We start from the raw sequence: 17,770 nt of genomic DNA, 5'->3' as shown, positions 1-17,770 counted from the left end.
CACCCGCGGACCAGCGGATTCCGTCGAGCCGGTGGGCGTCCCGACCCTCCGTCAGAAAGCGGCCGAGGGAGCCTGGTCCCACCCTTCGGAGTGACCCGCGGCGCGTTAGGCACCCTCCCCGCGCGACCCCAAATAGCGTCCAGTAGGGTTTGGTCCGCATAAACATCCAAACCCCTGCCCGCCGCAGGGCGGCGACCGACCAGCGTGGAGGCCGCAGCCGACCGCGCGGGCGAGACTCTCGGGAAGGCGCTACGTGAGTCCCAACGGCTCCGACCGCTCGTCGCGGCGCCCGATGCGGCGGAAGCTGCCGCAGGTGCTGACTGCGGGCCTGATCCTGGCGACCGCCACCGGTTGCACATACAAGGATTTCCCCCGCCTTGGAATGCCCACCCCGGTAACGGAAGAGGCTCCGCGGATTCTCTCCCTCTGGCAGGGCTCGTGGGCGGCAGCGCTCGCCACGGGCGTGCTGGTCTGGGGTCTGATCCTGTGGAGCGTCATCTTCCACCGGCGCAGCCGCACCAAGGTGGAAGTACCGGCGCAGACGCGTTACAACATGCCCATCGAGGCCCTGTACACGGTGGTTCCGCTCATCATCGTGTCGGTGCTCTTCTACTTCACGGCACGTGACGAGTCGAAGCTCCTCAAGCTCGACGCGAAGCCGGCCCACACGGTCAACGTGGTCGGCTATCAGTGGAGCTGGGGCTTCAACTACATCGAGGACGTACCGGGTTCCGACAAGGGCGACGCCAAGACGTCCAAGGACCTGGACGCCATTCCGGACCGCTTCCGCAAGGACTTCCCGGCTAACGCCGGCGGCGTCTACGAGGTCGGCACGCCCGGCGAGCGGAACCCCCAGAACGGCAACCCCGGACCGACCCTCTGGCTCCCCAAGGGCGAGAAGGTCCGTTTCGTTCTGACTTCGCGTGACGTCATCCACTCCTTCTGGGTGGTGCCGTTCCTCATGAAGCAGGACGTCATCCCGGGCCACACCAACGCCTTCGAGGTGACTCCGAACAAGGAGGGCACCTTCATGGGCAAGTGCGCCGAGCTCTGCGGCGTCGACCACTCCCGGATGCTCTTCAACGTCAAGGTCGTCTCTCCCGAGCGCTACAAGCAGCACCTCGAGGACCTCGCGAAGAAGAACCAGACCGGTTACATCCCGGCCGGCATCGAGCAGACGGGCCATGAGAAGAACCGGGAGACGAACAACCTGTGAGCATCCTCAACGAACCCCAGGGTGCCGCGGCAGCAGACGACTCGTACGAGGACGAGCTGCCGGTCAGGCGCAAGCAGCCGGGAAACGTCGTGATCAAGTGGCTGACCACCACTGACCACAAGACGATCGGCACGCTCTATCTGGTCACGTCGTTCGCGTTCTTCTGCATCGGCGGCGTCATGGCGCTCTTCATGCGCGCCGAACTCGCCCGTCCCGGCACGCAGATCATGTCGAACGAGCAGTTCAACCAGGCGTTCACGATGCACGGCACGATCATGCTGCTGATGTTCGCGACGCCGCTGTTCGCCGGTTTCGCGAACTGGATCATGCCGCTGCAGATCGGTGCTCCCGATGTGGCGTTCCCGCGGCTGAACATGTTCGCCTACTGGCTGTACCTGTTCGGCTCGCTGATCGCGGTCGGCGGCTTCCTCACCCCGCAGGGTGCGGCCGACTTCGGCTGGTTCGCCTACAGCCCGCTGTCGGACGCGGTCCGCTCGCCGGGCATCGGCGCGGACATGTGGATCATGGGTCTGGCGTTCTCCGGCTTCGGTACGATCCTCGGCTCGGTCAACTTCATCACCACCATCATCTGCATGCGCGCTCCGGGCATGACGATGTTCCGCATGCCGATCTTCGTGTGGAACGTGCTGCTGACCGCGGTGCTCGTCCTGCTGGCCTTCCCGGTCCTGGCCGCCGCGCTGTTCGCCCTGGAGGCGGACCGAAAGTTCGGCGCCCATGTCTTCGACGCCTCAAACGGCGGCGCGTTGCTATGGCAACACCTCTTCTGGTTCTTCGGCCATCCAGAGGTGTACATCATCGCCCTACCATTCTTCGGAATCATTTCCGAAGTCATCCCGGTGTTCTCGCGCAAGCCGATGTTCGGCTACATGGGCCTCATCGGCGCGACGATCGCCATCGCCGGTCTGTCCGTGACGGTGTGGGCGCACCACATGTACGTCACTGGCGGCGTGCTCCTGCCGTTCTTCTCCTTCATGACGTTCCTCATCGCCGTCCCAACAGGCGTGAAGTTCTTCAACTGGATCGGCACGATGTGGAAGGGGTCACTGAGTTTCGAGACCCCGATGCTCTGGGCGGTCGGCTTCCTGATCACCTTCACCTTCGGTGGTCTGACGGGCGTCATCCTGGCCTCGCCGCCGATGGACTTCCACGTCTCGGACTCGTACTTCGTGGTGGCGCACTTCCACTACGTGGTGTTCGGCACCGTGGTGTTCGCGATGTTCTCCGGCTTCCACTTCTGGTGGCCGAAGTTCACCGGCAAGATGCTCGACGAGCGTCTGGGCAAGATCACCTTCTGGACGCTGTTCATCGGCTTCCACGGCACGTTCCTCGTCCAGCACTGGCTGGGTGCCGAGGGCATGCCGCGCCGGTACGCGGACTACCTGCACGCCGACGGCTTCACGGCCCTGAACACGATCTCGACGATCTGTTCGTTCCTGCTCGGCCTGTCGATCCTGCCGTTCTTCTACAACGTGTGGAAGACCGCCAAGTACGGCAAGAAGGTCGAGGTCGACGACCCGTGGGGTTACGGCCGCTCCCTGGAGTGGGCGACGTCCTGCCCGCCCCCGCGGCACAACTTCCTCACCCTGCCGCGCATCCGCTCGGAATCGCCGGCGTTCGACCTGCACCACCCTGAGATCGCGGCGCTCGGCCACATCGAGAACGACGGGCAGAAGGACACCGCGCTGCTCGGCGGCAACAAGGAGGCCGCGAAGTGAAGATCCAGGGCAAGATGTTCATCTGGCTGAGCGTCTTCGTCCTCGCCATGGCGATCGTCTATGGCGTGTGGTCGAAGGAGCCCGCCGGTACCACGGCGCTCTTCCTGGCCTTCGGCCTGTGCATCATGATCGGCTACTACCTGGCCTTCACGGCCCGGCGGGTCGACGCCTCCGCACAGGACAACAAGGAGGCCGACGTCGCGGACGAGGCCGGCGAGGTGGGCTTCTTCAGCCCGCACAGCTGGCAGCCGCTCTCCCTGGCCATCGGTGGCGCGCTCGCCTTCATGGGTGTCGTCTTCGGCTGGTGGCTGCTGTACTTCTCGGCCCCGATCCTCCTGATCGGCCTGTGGGGCTGGGTGTTCGAGTACTACCGCGGCGAGAACCAGACCCAGTGAGTCTGTAGTTCCCGACCCGCACGCGAAGGGCCCCGGCACTCCGAGAGGAGCGCCGGGGCCCTTCGGCGTAAGCGACACCCCCACGGACGGGTCACTCGCCGCGCCGGACCCGGTAGACCTTCATACCGTGTGTTTATGAGCCACTCACCGAGAATTCGCACGGTACTGAGCTGCACGATGCTGGTGGCCGCACTCGGTGCGGGGGTCACTGCCTGCGGCAGCTCCGACGGTCATCCGCTCTCGGCGAAGCCGTACGACGCGGCGGGCCAGATCGCCTTCAACGGCCCTGTGGGCAGCCAGAAGGCGGATCCGGACAAGCCGCTCGAAGTCACGGCCCAGGGCGACGACGGGCGCATCACCGACGTGCTGGCCACCGACGCGGTGGGGCGGTACGTGGCGGGTGAACTCTCGGCCGACGGCGCCCGGTGGCACAGCACCACGCCGCTGGCGGCAGGGGCCCACTACACCGTGCGGGTGAGCACGGAGGACGAGGAAGGGGCGCCGGGCCGCAAGGTCATGACCTTCGACACCGACATGCCCGCCAAGAAGAAGCAGCTGAAGGTCACCTTCGGCCCCGACGGGGGCAAGTACGGCGTCGGACAGCCCGTCACGGCCTCCCTCAGCGCCAAGGTGAAGGGCAAGGAGGCCAGATCGATCGTCGAGCGCGCCCTGAAGGTCCGCTCGGTGCCCGCCACCGAGGGAGCCTGGTACTGGGTGGACAGCAAGACGCTGCACTACCGCCCGAAGGAGTACTGGCCCGCGGGCGCCACCGTGAACGTCTCCAGCAACCTCGAAGGCCTCAAGGTCAAGAAGAAGCTGTGGGGCGGCGAGTCCAAGCCGCTGAAGCTGACCATCGGCGACCGCGTAGAGGCCGTCACGGACGCCGGGTCGCACTACATGACGGTCTACCGCAACGGCGAGGAGATCAACTCCATGCCGGTGACCACCGGCAAGCCCGGCTACTCGACGCGCAACGGCGTCAAGGTGGTGCTGGGCAAGGAGTACTCCGTACGCATGACCAGTGCCAGCATCGGCGCTTCGGACTTCTACGACAAGATGGTCTATTACGCGACGCGGGTGACCGACTCCGGCGAGTACGTGCACGCCGCGCCCTGGTCGGTGGGCTCGCAGGGCGCCGCGAACACCAGCCACGGCTGCACCGGCATGAGCACCGGGGACGCCGCCTGGTTCTACGAGACCGTCCGCCAGGGCGACCTGGTGACGGTCGTCAACAGCTACGGCGAGGACATGCCGACGTTCGGCAACGGGCTCGGCGACTGGAACATGAGCTGGAAGAAGTGGCGCAAGGGCAGCGCGCTGCTCTCCGGCACCAAGGAGGGCCCCGCGGCGGTCGACGCGGCCAGGCTGCGGCCGCAGGTCTGACGGCCCGGCAGAGAGGCCGTCAGAGGCGCACGAGAGGGGCCCACGCCACGGCGTGGGCCCCTCTCGTGGAAGACCGGCGTGCTACTCGTGTTCTGCTCGTGTGCGACTGGAGGGCCGCTCAGGCCTCGACGGCCGCCTTGCTGCGCAGCAGACCGGCCAGGGCGCTCGCGAACTCCACCGGCTCGACCGGCAGGGTCACCGCGGCCTCCGCCCGGCTCCAGGTGGCCAGCCAGGCGTCCTGCGGGCGCCCCATGAGCAGCAGCACGGGCGGCGACTGGAAGACCTCGTCCTTGATCTGCCGGCAGACGCCCATACCGCCGGGCGCCGACTCGCCGTCGAGGACGCAGACGTCGATGCCGCCCCGGTCCAGCTCCTTGATGACCGCGTGCGGTGTGGCGCACTCGATGAACTGGACCTGGGGAACGTCCGTGGCCGGCCTGCGGCCCGTGGCCAACCGGACTTGCTCGCGGGTGCTCGCGTTGTCGCTGTAGACCAGCACCGTGGCGGTCGGCTGCATTGTTCCTCCGATACGTCGAGCTGTTGCGTCGAGCTGTGCCGTCTTGGGATCGGGAACCGATGCGCGGATGCTACTCCTCCCGACACCCCGTCAACACCGGTTCGGACAGGCCTCCGATGGGCCATCCGGGCAGGACACACCCCGTAGACACTCCGAACGGCACCCCCCGGGGTGAGGGCGGGATAAGCGACCGACATAATGTCGGTCGTGGCGACAGCAACGACAGTAGATACCGGGCACGCGCACCCGCCGGTCAATCGACCGAACCTCACCAGCGTCGGAACCATCATCTGGTTGAGTTCCGAGCTGATGTTCTTCGCGGCCCTCTTCGCGATGTACTTCACCCTGCGATCGGTGACAGGTCCTGATCACTGGAAGGAAATGGCCTCGGCCCTTAACTTCCCGTTCTCAGCGACGAACACCACCATCCTGGTGCTCTCCTCACTCACGTGTCAGCTGGGCGTTTTCGCAGCTGAACGCGGTGATGTGAAGAAGCTCCGGATGTGGTTCATCGTCACCTTCATCATGGGTGCGATCTTCATCGGCGGTCAGGTGTACGAATACACCGAGCTGGTCAAGCACGAGGGCCTCTCGCTCTCGTCCGACCCGTACGGCTCGGTCTTCTACCTGACCACCGGCTTCCACGGACTGCATGTGACGGGCGGCCTGATCGCCTTCCTGCTGGTCCTTGGTCGTACCTATGCGGCCAGGAGGTTCACCCACGAACAGGCGACCGCAGCCATCGTCGTGTCCTACTACTGGCACTTCGTCGATGTGGTCTGGATCGGCCTCTTCGCCACGATCTACATGATCAAGTAAGCGGCAGGTCGCTCACGCGACACATCCGAAACATTCCAGAAGCATCGACGCAGAAGATCCTGACACCGGGGTAATCCGTGAAAAAGCTCTCCGCACGACGACGCCATCCGCTGGCGGCGGTCGTCGTCCTACTCCTCGCGCTGGCGGCCACCGGGGGGCTGTACGCCGCGTTCGCGCCGGCGGACAAGGCGCAGGCCGACGACACCGCCCAGTCCCTCGCCATCGACGAGGGCAAGAAGCTCTACGCCGTGGGCTGCTCCAGCTGCCACGGAACCGGCGGTCAGGGCTCCTCCGACGGTCCGAGCCTGGTGGGCGTGGGCGCCGCAGCTGTCGACTTCCAGGTCGGCACTGGCCGTATGCCGCTCCAGCAGCCGGGTGCCCAGGCGCCCAAGAAGAAGGTCATCTACAACCAGGCCCAGATCGACCAGCTCGCGGCGTACATCTCGTCGCTGGGTGCCGGTCCCTCGGTGCCGACCGAGAAGCAGTACAGCCCGGACGGAGCGGACATCGCCAAGGGTGGCGAGCTGTTCCGCACCAACTGTGCCCAGTGCCACAACTTCACCGGTGAAGGTGGCGCGTTGACGCACGGCAAGTTCGCGCCTTCGCTGGAGGGTGTCTCCCCGAAGCACATCTACGAGGCCATGCAGACCGGCCCGCAGAACATGCCGTCCTTCCCCGACACGACGATGCCGGAGAAGAACAAGAAGGACATCATCGCGTACCTCGACGCGGTCAACGGTGAGAAGACCGAGAGCCCTGGCGGTCTCAAGCTGGGTGGTCTGGGTCCGGTCAGTGAAGGCCTCTTCGGCTGGATCTTCGGTCTCGGCTCGCTGATCGGTGTCGCCGTGTGGGTCGCCGCTCGGACCGCAAAGGCCAAGAAGTCATGAGTAGCCAAGAGATTCCAGAAGAGAACCTGCCCAGCAAGCAGGAGACCGAGCACGGCTCGGTGGCGGTGACGGAAGAGAACCCGTTCGCCGACCCGGGGCTGCCGCCCCACGAGCACCGCGTCCAGGACATCGACGAGCGGGCCGCCAGGCGGTCCGAGCGTGCCGTGGCCTTCATGTTCACGCTGTCGATGATCGCGACGGTCGGCTTCATCGCCTCGTACGTGGCGATCCCGGCCGACAAGAGCATCTACGTCTTCCCGATCGGGCACATCAGCGGCCTCAACTTCGCCCTGGGCACCACCCTCGGCGTGGCGCTGTTCTGCATCGGCGCGGGCGCGGTCCACTGGGCCCGCACCCTGATGTCCGACGTGGAGATGACCGACGAGCGGCACGAGATCGCGGCTGAGCCCGAGGTCCGCGCCAAGGTCATGGCGGACTTCAAGCAGGGTGCCGAGGAGTCGGGCTTCGGTCGGCGCAAGCTGATCCGGAACACGATGTTCGGCGCGCTGGCCCTGGTCCCGCTCTCCGGTGTCGTCCTGCTGCGTGACCTCGGGCCGCTGCCCGAGGACAAGCTCCGGCACACCAAGTGGGCCAAGGGCAAGATGCTCGTGAACATGAACACCCACGAGCCGCTGCGTCCCGCGGACGTGCAGGTCGGTTCGCTGACCTTCGCGATGCCCGAGGGCATGTCGGAGCACGACCACGACTTCCAGACGCAGATCGCCAAGGCCGCCCTGATGATCGTCCGCATCCAGCCGGAGAACATCAAGGACAAGCGCGAGCTCGAGTGGTCGCACGAGGGCATCGTGGCGTACTCCAAGATCTGCACCCACGTGGGTTGCCCGATCTCCCTGTACGAGCAGCAGACGCACCACGTCCTCTGCCCGTGCCACCAGTCCACCTTCGATCTCTCCGACGGTGCCCGCGTGATCTTCGGCCCGGCCGGCCATGCCCTGCCGCAGCTGCGGATCGGCGTGAACGAAAAGGGCTACCTCGAGGCGCACGGCGACTTCGAAGAGCCCGTCGGTCCTGCTTTCTGGGAGCGTGGATGAGCACCACCACCACTACTTCGAACGACAAGCGCAAGCAGGCACCCGCCGGTGAGCGGGTCGCGGACTGGGCCGACGGTCGACTGGGGATCTACTCCCTGGCCAAGGCCAACATGCGCAAGATCTTCCCGGACCACTGGTCCTTCATGCTCGGCGAGATCTGCCTGTACAGCTTCATCATCATCATCCTCACGGGTGTGTACCTGACGCTGTTCTTCCACCCCTCGATGAACGAGGTGGAGTACAGCGGCAGCTACATCCCGATGCAGGGTCAGTTGATGTCGGAGGCGTTCAACTCGACCATGCACATCTCCTTCGATGTGCGCGGTGGTCTGCTGATCCGGCAGATCCACCACTGGGCGGCGCTGATCTTCCTCGCCGGCATGTTCGTGCACATGATGCGCGTGTTCTTCACGGGTGCGTTCCGCAAGCCCCGTGAGGTCAACTGGCTCTTCGGCTTCCTGCTGTTCGTCCTCGGCATGTTCACCGGCTTCACCGGTTACTCGCTCCCGGACGACCTGCTCTCAGGCACCGGTGTCCGCTTCATGCAGGGCGCCATCCTGTCGATGCCGATCGTCGGCACCTACCTGTCGATGTTCCTGTTCGGCGGGGAGTTCCCCGGCGGCGACTTCGTGGCCCGGTTCTACTCGGTCCACATCCTGCTGTTGCCCGGCATCATGCTCGGCCTCGTGGTGGCGCACCTGATCCTGGTCTTCTACCACAAGCACACGCAGTTCGCCGGCGCCGGCAAGAGCAACAAGAACGTCGTCGGCATGCCGCTTCTGCCGGTCTACATGGCCAAGGCCGGAGGCTTCTTCTTCCTGGTCTTCGGTGTCATCGCGGTCATCGCGGCGATCGCCTCGATCAACCCGATCTGGGCCATCGGCCCCTACCGGCCGGACCAGGTGTCCACGGGGGCCCAGCCCGACTGGTACATGGGCTTCGCCGAGGGTCTGATCCGTGTGATGCCGGGCTGGGAGATCAACCTCTGGGGCCACACGCTCGCCCTGGGCGTGTTCATCCCGCTGGTCGTGGTCTTCCCGCTGGTCCTCGTGGCCATCGCGGTCTACCCGTTCATCGAGTCCTGGGTCACCGGCGACAAGCGCGAGCACCACATCCTGGACCGCCCGCGCAACGCCCCGACCCGTACGGGCTTCGGTGTCGCGTGGCTGACGGCGTACATGATCATGCTGGTCGGTGGTGGCAACGACCTGTGGGCCACCCACTTCCACCTGTCGCTGAACGCGATCACCTGGTTCGTCCGGATCGGCTTCTTCGTCGGACCGGTCATCGCCTTCATCGTCACCAAGCGGATCTGCCTGGGCCTGCAGCGGCGCGACAAGGACAAGGTGCTGCACGGCCGCGAGTCGGGTCTCATCAAGCGGCTGCCGCACGGTGAGTTCATCGAGGTCCACGAGCCGCTCAGCAAGGAGCAGCTGCACACGCTCACCGCGCACGAGCAGTACAAGCCGCTCGAGCTCGGTCCTTCGGTCGACGAGAACGGTGTCGAGCGCAAGCTGTCCGGTTCGCAGAAGCTCCGGGCGAAGCTCTCCAAGGGCTACTTCGGGGAAGAAGGACAGATCCCCAAGCCCACGGCTGACGAGTACAAGGAGATCTCCAGCGGCCACGGCCACCACTGATCACCTGAAGCTGTGAAGCTCTGACCTCCCCCACTCTCGGCTTCGCTCGAGCGGGGGGACCCCATGGTCGCCACGGCAAGAGCCCCGTCCATTGCATGGACGGGGCTCTTTGCCGTCCCGGAGGCTGGATAGGGTGGTCCCACCCCGACGTGTCGGGGTGTTTCCTACTTACGCAGACGAAAAAACCAGGAGCGGCCATGAACGCTGTGATCCCCGCAGGAGGCGACACCGCGGCGGCCCGTTCCTGGCCCGACGTACTGAACGGCCTGCTCGACGGGCGCGACCAGAGCGCCGACGACACGGCCTGGGCCATGGACCGCATCATGCGCGGCGAGGCCACCGACGCCCAGATCGCGGCCTTCGTGGTCGCCCTGCGGGCCAAGGGCGAGACGGTCGAGGAGATCTCCGGCCTGGTGCGCGCCATGTACGCGCACGCCAACGTCATCGACGTGCCGGGCCCGAGCGTCGACATCGTGGGCACGGGCGGCGACGGCGCCAAGACCGTCAACATCTCGACGATGTCCGCGATCGTCGTCGCCGGAGCGGGCGCGAAGGTCGTCAAGCACGGTAACCGCGCCGCCTCCAGCGCGTCCGGCGCCTCCGACGTCCTGGAGAAGCTCGGCGTCAACCTGGACCTCACCCCGCAGCGGGTGGTCGAGGTGGCGGAGGAGGCGGGCATCACCTTCTGCTTCGCCGTGAAGTTCCACCCCGCGCTGCGCCACGCGGGCGCGGCCCGCAGCCAGCTGGGCATCCGGACCGTCTTCAACCTCCTCGGCCCGCTCACCAACCCGGCCAAGGTGCGCGCCCAGGCGGTCGGGGTCGCCGACCCGCGGATGGCGCCGATCGTGGCCGGAGTCTTCGCCGAGCGGGGCCACTCGTCCCTGGTCTTCCGCGGGGACGACGGGCTGGACGAGCTGACGACGACGTCCACCTCGCGGATCTGGGCGGTGCGGGACGGCGCCGTGCGCGAGGAGGCCTTCGACCCGCGGGACGTCGGTATCGACCTGGTGCCCGTCGAGGCGCTGCGGGGCGCCGACGCCTCGTACAACGCGGAGGTGGCGCTGCGGCTGCTGGACGGGGAGACCGGTCCGGTGCGGGACGCGGTGGTGCTGAACTCGGCGGCGGCGCTCGCCGCCCTCGCGCCCACCGACGAGCCGCTCGTGGACCAGATCGCCGCCGGTATGGCGAAGGCGGCGCAGGCGATCGACTCGGGGGCCGCGAAGCGGGCCCTGGAGCGCTGGGTGTCGGCAAGCAACCGCTGAGAGGGCACTCTCCGGCGCGGCGATGTGACGCACGGCGCAGTCCGGATTCTGGACTGCGCCTTGCGCGCCGAAGATCGTGTGGCAGGATGCTGCACAGGTCATGAGTGACAGCGACTACGGCCCCGGCCCGCTGTCCGGCAACCCTCCGTCCGTGGCGGGGTGCCCCGGGTGAAGACCAGGCCGTACGCAGCGAGGCGTATGGCAAGCGCGGACCCCTGGACATCGGTGAATGTCACAGCCCTGGGGTCCTGGTCCTCAAGGGAGCAGTCTCGTGAGCAAGCGAATGTGCTAGGGCCTTCGGCCCCTTTCCGCGCACCTTTTTTCTCTTCATCACTGCACCGCCGCATGCCCTGAGCGCGGCCGTCGTCGCAGTGAACTCACTTGCCTCTTACGGGAGTTCGCCATGTCCGTTTCCGCTGTTGCCGCCGACTCGTCCGTCTGTGCCCCGCTCGCCGTCCTCGGCAGGGACGTCACCGTCCCGCTCGTCACCGGCGGCGAGGTGACCTACGCGGCGCTCGACTACGCGGCGAGCGCCCCGGCCCTGCAGCGGGTGTGGGACGACGTGGCCGCGTACGCCCCGTACTACGGCAGCGTGCACCGCGGCGCCGGGTACCTGTCGCAGCTGTCGACCGACCTCTTCGAGAACTCCCGCGAGACCGTCGCCGAGTTCCTCGGCTGCCGCGAGGGCGACCAGGTCGTCTTCACCCGGTCCACCACCGACTCGCTGAACCTGCTCGCCGCCGCGCTGCCCGCCGACTGCCAGGTCTTCGTCTTCGAGACCGAGCACCACGCCTCGCTGCTGCCCTGGCGGGACGCCCGCGTCACCTACCTCAACGCGCCGCGCACCCCCGAAGAGGCGGTGCAGACGCTGGAGCGCGCCCTCGCCGACCGCGACCCCTACGGCCCCGCCCTCGTCTGCGTGACCGGCGCCTCCAACGTCACGGGTGAGCTGTGGCCGGTGCGCGAGCTGGCCGCGGCCGCGCACGCGCACGGCGCCCGGATCGTCCTGGACGCCGCGCAGCTCGCGCCCCACCACCCCGTCTGCATCGACGAGTTGGACGTCGACTGGGTCGCGTTCTCCGGGCACAAGCTGTACGCGCCCTTCGGCTCCGGTGTCCTCGCGGGCCGCTCCGACTGGCTGCGCGCCGCCGAGCCCTACCTCGCCGGTGGCGGCGCGTCGCGGAAGGTGGCGCGACGCGCCGACGGCGGCGTGGACGTGGAGTGGCACGACACCGCCGCGCGGCACGAGGCCGGTTCCCCCAACGTCATCGGTGTCTACTCCATCGCCTCCGCCTGCAAGGCGCTCACCGAGGCGGGCTTCGATGAGCTCGTCGCCCGCGAGCAGCAGCTGATCGGGACGGTCCGTGCGGGCCTCGCCGAGGTGCCGCAGGTGCGGATCCTCTCGCTCTTCGGCGACGACGCGCCGCGCGTGGGCGTCATCTCCTTCGTCGTGGACGGCTGGAACAGCTCGCACTTCGCCGCCGCGCTCTCCGCCGAGTACGGCATCGGCGTACGCGACGGCCTGTTCTGCGCCCACCCGCTGGTGCGCACCCTGCTCGGCAGCGAGCCCGACGAGCCCGGCGAGTGCGGCGCCCCCGAGGCCGCGCCCGGCGAGAAGTCGCTGAACGCGATCCGCGTGAGCTTCGGCGCGGGCACCCCCGACGAGCACGTCGAGCGCTTCGTGCGTGCCGTCAAGGAACTGGTGGCGGACGGTGCGCGCTGGAGCTACCGCACCGAGGACGGGCGTTGCGTGCCGGACACCGACACCGCCGCCGTCTGAGCGGGCAGCCGTGAGCCGAGCTGGATCATCCGCAGGGCCCGCTCCGTCGCGTCGGTGAGGAACTCGCCGCCCCTGCCGAGCGCCTCGGTCATCGAGACCGGGGCGGGCAGGATCGAGCTGTAGGCGTCGACCCCGACGGAGCGGACGGCGTGCGCGCCGTCCCCGATCGTGCCCGCGAGCACCAGGACGGGGCGGCCGGAGAGCTTGGCGCGGCGGGCCACCTCGGCGGGGACCTTGCCGCGCGGCGTCTGGTGGTCAAGGGCGCCCTCCGCGGTGATGACGAGATCGGCGCGGGCGAGTCGGTGGTCGAGGTCGAGCCGTTCGAGCAGGACGTCGAAGCGGGGGAGCAGGGCGGCGCCGAGGGCGGCGAGCCCGGCGCCGAGGCCGCCCGACGCGCCCGTGCCGGGGCCCTCGAAGAGGTCGGCGCGCACCCGGAGGTCCCGGGTGAGGAGGTGCGCCCAGTGCTCCAGGGCGGCGGCGAGCTGCTCGACCTGGGTGGGTGTCGCGCCCTTCTGGGGGCCGAAGACGCGGGCGACGCCGCGCTCGCCGCACAGGACGTTGAAGGGGTTGCAGGCGACGCGGATCTCGGTGTCCGCGAGGCGCGGGTCGATGCCGCTCGGGTCGATGCGGCTCAGGCGCGTCAACTCCTGTCCGCCGGGCGGCAGTTCCCAGCCGTCCAGGTCCAGGAGTCGGGCCCCGAGGGCCTGCAGGGCGCCCGCGCCGCCGTCCGAGGTGCCCGAGTCGCCGCAGCCGACCAGGATCCGGCGGGCGCCCGTGTCCAGCGCCGCGCGGATCAGCTCCCCGACGCCGTACGTGGTGGTGGCGCCCGGGTCGCGCAGATCACGGGGGACCAGCGAGAGACCGGCCACGGCGGCCATCTCGACGACCGCGGTGCCGTCGGGCAGCAGGGCGAAGTGGGTGCCGATCGGCTGGCCGACGGGACCGGTCGCGGGCAGCGCGACGAGGCGGCCGCCGCCCGCCGCGGCCAGCGCGCGCGCCGTGCCCTCGCCGCCGTCCACCAGCGGGATCAGATCGGTTTCGGCGCGCGGGACGACACGGCGTACCCCCGCGGCGATGGCCTCGGCCGCGGAGCTCGCGGACAGCGACTCCTTGAAGCCGCTGGGGGCGATGGCGAAACGGGTCAGCACGGTGGTCTCCAGGGTGCGCAAGGGGGTTCAGCGGACGGGGACGCCGAGCAGCGGCCAGAGCGTGACGGCGAAGAGCAGGACGAGCGCGGCGGTCAGCGGCGCCAGGACCGCGGAGAGCCGCAGCAGGTCCCGCGGGGTGTAGGTGGGCGTGTCCGGGATGTCGGCGAAGAGGGTGACGGGCTTCGCGGAGGCGGGCAGGGTGTGGCAGAACCCGGCCGCGGCCGTGGAGGCGAGCGCCGCGGCGACCGGGTTGACGCCCGAGCCGACGGCGGCCGCCACGACCAGCGGGACGAGGACCGAGGAGCGGGCCGAGCGGGACTGCAGGACCAGGTGTGCGGCCGTGCTGACCGCGACGACCACCGCGAGGAACAGCCACGGGGGCAGGTCCAGGGGCAGCCCGGACACCAGCCACTTCGCCGCCCCCGAGTCGGCGAGCGCGACGCCCATCGCCATCGTCGCCGCCATGAAGAGGAGCAGCGCCCAGGGGACCGTCCTGAGGGCGTCCTTGAGGCCGACGGTGCCGAGGGCGGGGGAGGCGGCCACCACTGCTCCGATCAGCGCGACGACGGCGGGCGGCACCTGGTGGAGCGGTTCGCTGCACCACAGGGCGACGACGGTGGCGAGCAGCAGCGCGCAGCGCGTCTCGGCCGGTTCCCAGGGGCCGGTGACGGGCTGTTCGCTGTGCTCCTGGAGCTGGGCGAGGGTGATGCGGACCGGGCCCTCGCGGTCCGCGCGCCGCGTGGTCGTCAACAGGACGGCCTCCGCCGCCAGATGGGAGGAGGTCAGGGCGAGCGGCAGGCCGAGCAGCAGCCACTGGGTGAAGCCGATCCGCTCACCGGTCGCCTCCCACAGGACCGACACCGTGATCAGATGCGCTCCCGCACCGATCAGGGTCGCGACCGCGGACAGAAGGATCACGGTCGGAAAGAGCAGTGCGAGCATCACGACCAGTCGCTTCCGGTCGGCGAGGACCTTGGCGAGCGCGAGGAAGACGGGCAGCGCGAGCGCGGCGCGCCCCGAGGTCGCGGGGACCGCGAAGGCGGTCACCACCAGCGCCGCGGTCGTCAGATGCGTCAGCTGCCGTACGGTGCCCGCCCCGCTGACCAGGAACGCCGCCGCCCGCCCCGAGAGCCCGCTGCGCGCCACGGCGGCCGCCAGCACGAAGGCGCAGATCAGCAGCCACACCGTCTCGTCGCCGAGGGTGCCGAACAGGGTGTCGCTGCTGATCACACCGGTCGCGGTGAGGGCGAGGCCCGCGCCGAGCGCGATGTACGTGTCGTCGACCGGTGTGCCGATCCAGGCGCAGGTCGCCAGGGCGAAGACGGCGAGGGTCAGCCGGGCGTCGCCGCTCAGGCCGGGGAAGTTCCCCGGGACCGCGAGCAGGGCGCAGATGCTGAGCGCCGCGCAGAGGGTCGCGGCTTGCCGCAGGTTCAGGGTCACGCGGTTCAGCGTGCCGCCGGGCCGTGAGCCCTCAATGAGGCGCAGATGAAGGAAAGTTCACTCCGGCAGCCGGTAGCCCATCCCGCGCACCGTCTCGACCTGCTCCGAACCCAGCTTCTTGCGCAGCGCGCGGACGTAGACGTCCACGATGTTCGACCCGGGGTCGAAGTCGTACCCCCAGACGTGCGAGAGGATCTGCTCCCGCGAGAGCACCTGCCCGGGATGGCGCATGAACAGCTCGAGGAGTACGAACTCACGCGCCGTCAGGTCCACCGTGCGCCCGCCCGAACGCGCCCTGCGGGTCCGCAGGTCCAGCGTGACCTCGCCGCTGCGCAACACCGTCACCTCGGGCGCCCTGGCCGCCGTGCGCAGCCGCAGCCGCACCCGGGCCAGCAGCTCCTCGAAGCGGAACGGCTTGGTCATCCAGTCGTCGGCGCCGCCCTCCAGGCCCGCCACCGTGTCCCGCACCGAGTCCCGTGCGGTCAGCACGATGACGGGCGTGCTCACGCGGGCCTCGCGCAGCTGGCGCAGGACCGTGAAGCCGTCCTTGCCCGGCAGCCCGATGTCCAGGACGATCAGGTCGAAGTTGCCGGTCAGGGCGTACGCGTGGGCGCTCTCGCCGTCGGCGACCACGGTGGTGGTGAAGCCGTTGGCGCGCAGGCCCTTCTCGACGAAGGACGCGATGCGCTCCTCGTCCTCGACGATCAGTATCCGGTTCACTGCTGCGCCGTCCCTTCCGGCTGTCCCGGTGGCAGTACGAGTACGAAGGTCGCGCCGCCGCCGTCCGTGGGGCGCAGCTCGACGCCGCCCCCGTGGCTCTCGGCGATGGCCTTGACGATGGCGAGGCCGAGGCCCGCCCCGGTGGCGCGGGAGCCGCGCCGCGCGGTGCCGCGGCGGAACCGCTCGAAGATGACGTCGGCGTCCTGCGGCTGCACGCCGGGCCCGCTGTCGGCGACGTACAGCTCGATGCGCCCCGCGCACAGCCGGGAGCCGATGCCGACCCGCTGCCCAGGGGCGGTGTGCTGGACGGCGTTCTGGGCTAGCTGCACCATCGCCTGGGTGATGCGCTGGGGGTCGAGCGCGGCCTCGGCGTCGGCGACCTCGGCGAGCCGCCAGTCGCGCCCGCCGAGCGCCCGTGCCTTGACGAAGACGTCCGCGGTCAGCTCGGCGAGCTGAACGGGCTCCGGGGTGACGAAGTCGGGGCGCTCGGCCTTGGCGAGCAGCAGCAGGTCCTCGACGATGCGGCTCATCCGGTCCAGCTCCTCCGTCACGATGCGGACGGTCTCCTCGCGCTCCCCGGGACCGTCGCCCATCAGCTCCAGATGGCCGCGGACGATGGTGATGGGGGTGCGCAGCTCGTGGCCCGCGTCGTCGACGAACTCCCGCTGCGCGGCGAAGGCCCGCTCCAGGCGGTCGAGCATGCCGTTGAACGTCTCGGCGAGGGCCGCGACGTCGTCCCTGCCCTGGACCGGGATGCGCCGGGTCAGGTCCTGCTCGGTCAGCTGCGCGGCGGTCGTGCGCACCAGCCGCACCGGTCTGAGGATCCGGCCTGCGACCGCCCAGCCGATGCCCGTCGTCATCAGGAGCGCGACGCCGGAGATGGCGAGCAGCATGGTGAACACGTCGGCGGCCCTGGCCTGTTCGCCCGCTGGGTGGAAGGCCACGACGAACGCCGCGGCCGGATGCCCGCCGCCCGCCTTCACCTCCACCTTCGCCCAGCGGATCTCGCCCCGGTCGCGGTGCAGCGTGCCGGTCGCCTCGGGCGACTCGAAGACGGCCCGCAGCGCGGCGGGGTCCTCGGCCAGCGGATGGTCGATCCGGGCCTCCCGGGACTGCTCCTTCTTGGCGGGCACCTCGCCGGAGCGCCCGAGCAGGCCGAGGAGCTCTTCATCGGGATCGGCGTACTGCCGGGAGAGGAAGAGCCGCAGGAGCGCGTCGGGTTCGGTGAACTTCTCGCCCGTGTGCGGGTCGACGCCCTTGCGGGCGAGGGTGGCGAACTCCGCGGTCTCCTGGGCGAGGAGCCGGTCGATGCGGTGGTCGACGTCGCGGAGCAGGACCGAGCGGGTGGTGGCCGCGACCGCGGTGAGCGCGGCGGTCATCACGACGAGCAGCCAGAGCAGGATGCGGACACGGGCCGATATCCACCGACGCCGGGGTTCAGCCGTCGTCGCCGGGGCCGTCATCGTCGCTGTTGGCGGCGTCGTCGGCGTCATCGTTGTTTCCGCTGTCATCGTTCGAGGGATTCTCGCTCACCGGCGGCGGTGACACTCTCTCGTCGCTCGGGGCGGGCCGGGGAGAGGCGGGCTCCGCGGACGGCGAGCCGCTCTCCAGCTCCACCTTGGGCGGCGCCTTGGGCTGCTCGGGGTTGTCCGTCAGGACGTAGCTCGTCGCGGCGATGCCGAGCGGGATCGCGACGACGGCGGCCAGGACGGCCATGCGGTGGGAGAAGACCATGACTGCGAGGGTGCGCGACGCACCGCACCGTCAGGATGAGGCGA

16 protein-coding genes and 1 riboswitch are annotated in these 17,770 nt (G+C 69.1%); of the genes, 10 read left to right on the top strand and 6 right to left on the bottom strand.

The genetic code is table 11. The annotated features are described in order from the left end of the window. The first annotated feature begins 253 nt into the window (after window positions 1-253). The 4 genes from ctaC to AC068B_RS00775 all read left to right on the top strand — a co-directional run bounded on the left by ctaC (window position 254) and on the right by AC068B_RS00775 (window position 4,730). Window positions 254-1,216 (top strand): aa3-type cytochrome oxidase subunit II, encoded by a 963-nt coding sequence (ctaC, locus tag AC068B_RS00790; protein WP_055566239.1) that lies wholly within the window; start codon window positions 254-256, stop codon window positions 1,214-1,216. Beyond that, on the top strand, window positions 1,213-2,952 hold the full coding sequence (gene ctaD, locus AC068B_RS00785; RefSeq protein ID WP_478668087.1) for an aa3-type cytochrome oxidase subunit I: 1,740 nt from the start codon (window positions 1,213-1,215) through the stop codon (window positions 2,950-2,952). Before ctaC ends, ctaD begins: the two co-directional genes overlap by 4 nt. Continuing rightward, window positions 2,949-3,347, top strand: coding sequence for a cytochrome c oxidase subunit 4 (locus AC068B_RS00780; protein WP_356267868.1), 399 nt, complete (start codon window positions 2,949-2,951; stop codon window positions 3,345-3,347). Before ctaD ends, AC068B_RS00780 begins: the two co-directional genes overlap by 4 nt. A 135-nt stretch (window positions 3,348-3,482) precedes the next feature. Next, a complete protein-coding gene (locus tag AC068B_RS00775; RefSeq protein WP_478668086.1) occupies window positions 3,483-4,730 on the top strand; it encodes a L,D-transpeptidase in 1,248 nt (415 codons plus the stop codon). A 118-nt stretch (window positions 4,731-4,848) separates the two neighbouring features. Here AC068B_RS00775 and AC068B_RS00770 read toward each other — a convergent pair whose 3' ends face one another. Further along, entirely contained in the window at window positions 4,849-5,247 is a 399-nt protein-coding gene (locus AC068B_RS00770) for a hypothetical protein (protein WP_478668085.1), read from the bottom strand. 198 nt (window positions 5,248-5,445) lie between these two features. Here AC068B_RS00770 and ctaE point away from each other — a divergent pair, with 198 nt between their 5' ends. From ctaE to AC068B_RS00740, 6 genes are all read left to right on the top strand, one after another. Then, complete coding sequence (ctaE, locus tag AC068B_RS00765; protein ID WP_055566234.1) at window positions 5,446-6,066, top strand: aa3-type cytochrome oxidase subunit III; 621 nt, start codon at window positions 5,446-5,448, stop codon at window positions 6,064-6,066. A 77-nt stretch (window positions 6,067-6,143) separates the two neighbouring features. Then, complete coding sequence (gene qcrC / locus AC068B_RS00760) at window positions 6,144-6,953, top strand: cytochrome bc1 complex diheme cytochrome c subunit (protein WP_468560044.1); 810 nt, start codon at window positions 6,144-6,146, stop codon at window positions 6,951-6,953. Next, window positions 6,950-8,005, top strand: coding sequence for a cytochrome bc1 complex Rieske iron-sulfur subunit (qcrA, locus tag AC068B_RS00755; RefSeq protein ID WP_478668083.1), 1,056 nt, complete (start codon window positions 6,950-6,952; stop codon window positions 8,003-8,005). The genes qcrC and qcrA overlap by 4 nt, the downstream gene beginning before the upstream one ends. Continuing rightward, window positions 8,002-9,642: a cytochrome bc1 complex cytochrome b subunit gene (qcrB, locus tag AC068B_RS00750; protein ID WP_468560047.1), complete on the top strand. Its 1,641-nt coding sequence runs from the start codon at window positions 8,002-8,004 to the stop codon at window positions 9,640-9,642. Before qcrA ends, qcrB begins: the two co-directional genes overlap by 4 nt. Window positions 9,643-9,839: 197 nt before the next feature. After that, complete coding sequence (trpD, locus tag AC068B_RS00745; RefSeq protein ID WP_356267878.1) at window positions 9,840-10,904, top strand: anthranilate phosphoribosyltransferase; 1,065 nt, start codon at window positions 9,840-9,842, stop codon at window positions 10,902-10,904. 96 nt (window positions 10,905-11,000) lie between these two features. Then, window positions 11,001-11,118: riboswitch (SAM riboswitch) on the top strand. Between the two features lie 189 nt (window positions 11,119-11,307). Beyond that, complete coding sequence (locus tag AC068B_RS00740) at window positions 11,308-12,684, top strand: aminotransferase class V-fold PLP-dependent enzyme (RefSeq protein ID WP_478668081.1); 1,377 nt, start codon at window positions 11,308-11,310, stop codon at window positions 12,682-12,684. Here the strand turns inward: AC068B_RS00740 and AC068B_RS00735 are convergent. Genes AC068B_RS00735 through AC068B_RS00715 form a run of 5 tightly spaced genes read right to left on the bottom strand, consistent with a single transcriptional unit; the run spans window position 12,630 to window position 17,726 of the window. After that, entirely contained in the window at window positions 12,630-13,832 is a 1,203-nt protein-coding gene (locus tag AC068B_RS00735; RefSeq protein ID WP_478669192.1) for a glycerate kinase family protein, read from the bottom strand. The genes AC068B_RS00740 and AC068B_RS00735 overlap by 55 nt on opposite strands. A gap of 27 nt (window positions 13,833-13,859) precedes the next feature. Continuing rightward, window positions 13,860-15,272: an SLC13 family permease gene (locus tag AC068B_RS00730; protein ID WP_478668080.1), complete on the bottom strand. Its 1,413-nt coding sequence runs from the start codon at window positions 15,270-15,272 to the stop codon at window positions 13,860-13,862. Between the two features lie 57 nt (window positions 15,273-15,329). Next, complete coding sequence (locus AC068B_RS00725) at window positions 15,330-15,992, bottom strand: response regulator transcription factor (protein WP_478668078.1); 663 nt, start codon at window positions 15,990-15,992, stop codon at window positions 15,330-15,332. After that, window positions 15,989-17,485 (bottom strand): sensor histidine kinase, encoded by a 1,497-nt coding sequence (locus AC068B_RS00720; RefSeq protein ID WP_478668077.1) that lies wholly within the window; start codon window positions 17,483-17,485, stop codon window positions 15,989-15,991. The genes AC068B_RS00725 and AC068B_RS00720 overlap by 4 nt, the downstream gene beginning before the upstream one ends. Continuing rightward, entirely contained in the window at window positions 17,430-17,726 is a 297-nt protein-coding gene (locus AC068B_RS00715) for a small secreted hydrophilic protein (protein WP_478668075.1), read from the bottom strand. Before AC068B_RS00715 ends, AC068B_RS00720 begins: the two co-directional genes overlap by 56 nt. Window positions 17,727-17,770 lie beyond the last annotated feature (44 nt).

This window comes from Streptomyces sp. NPDC042371, assembly GCF_056437465.1.
The sequence above is the reverse complement of the archived record's forward strand: the minus strand, read 5'-3'. Positions and strand labels throughout refer to the sequence as shown.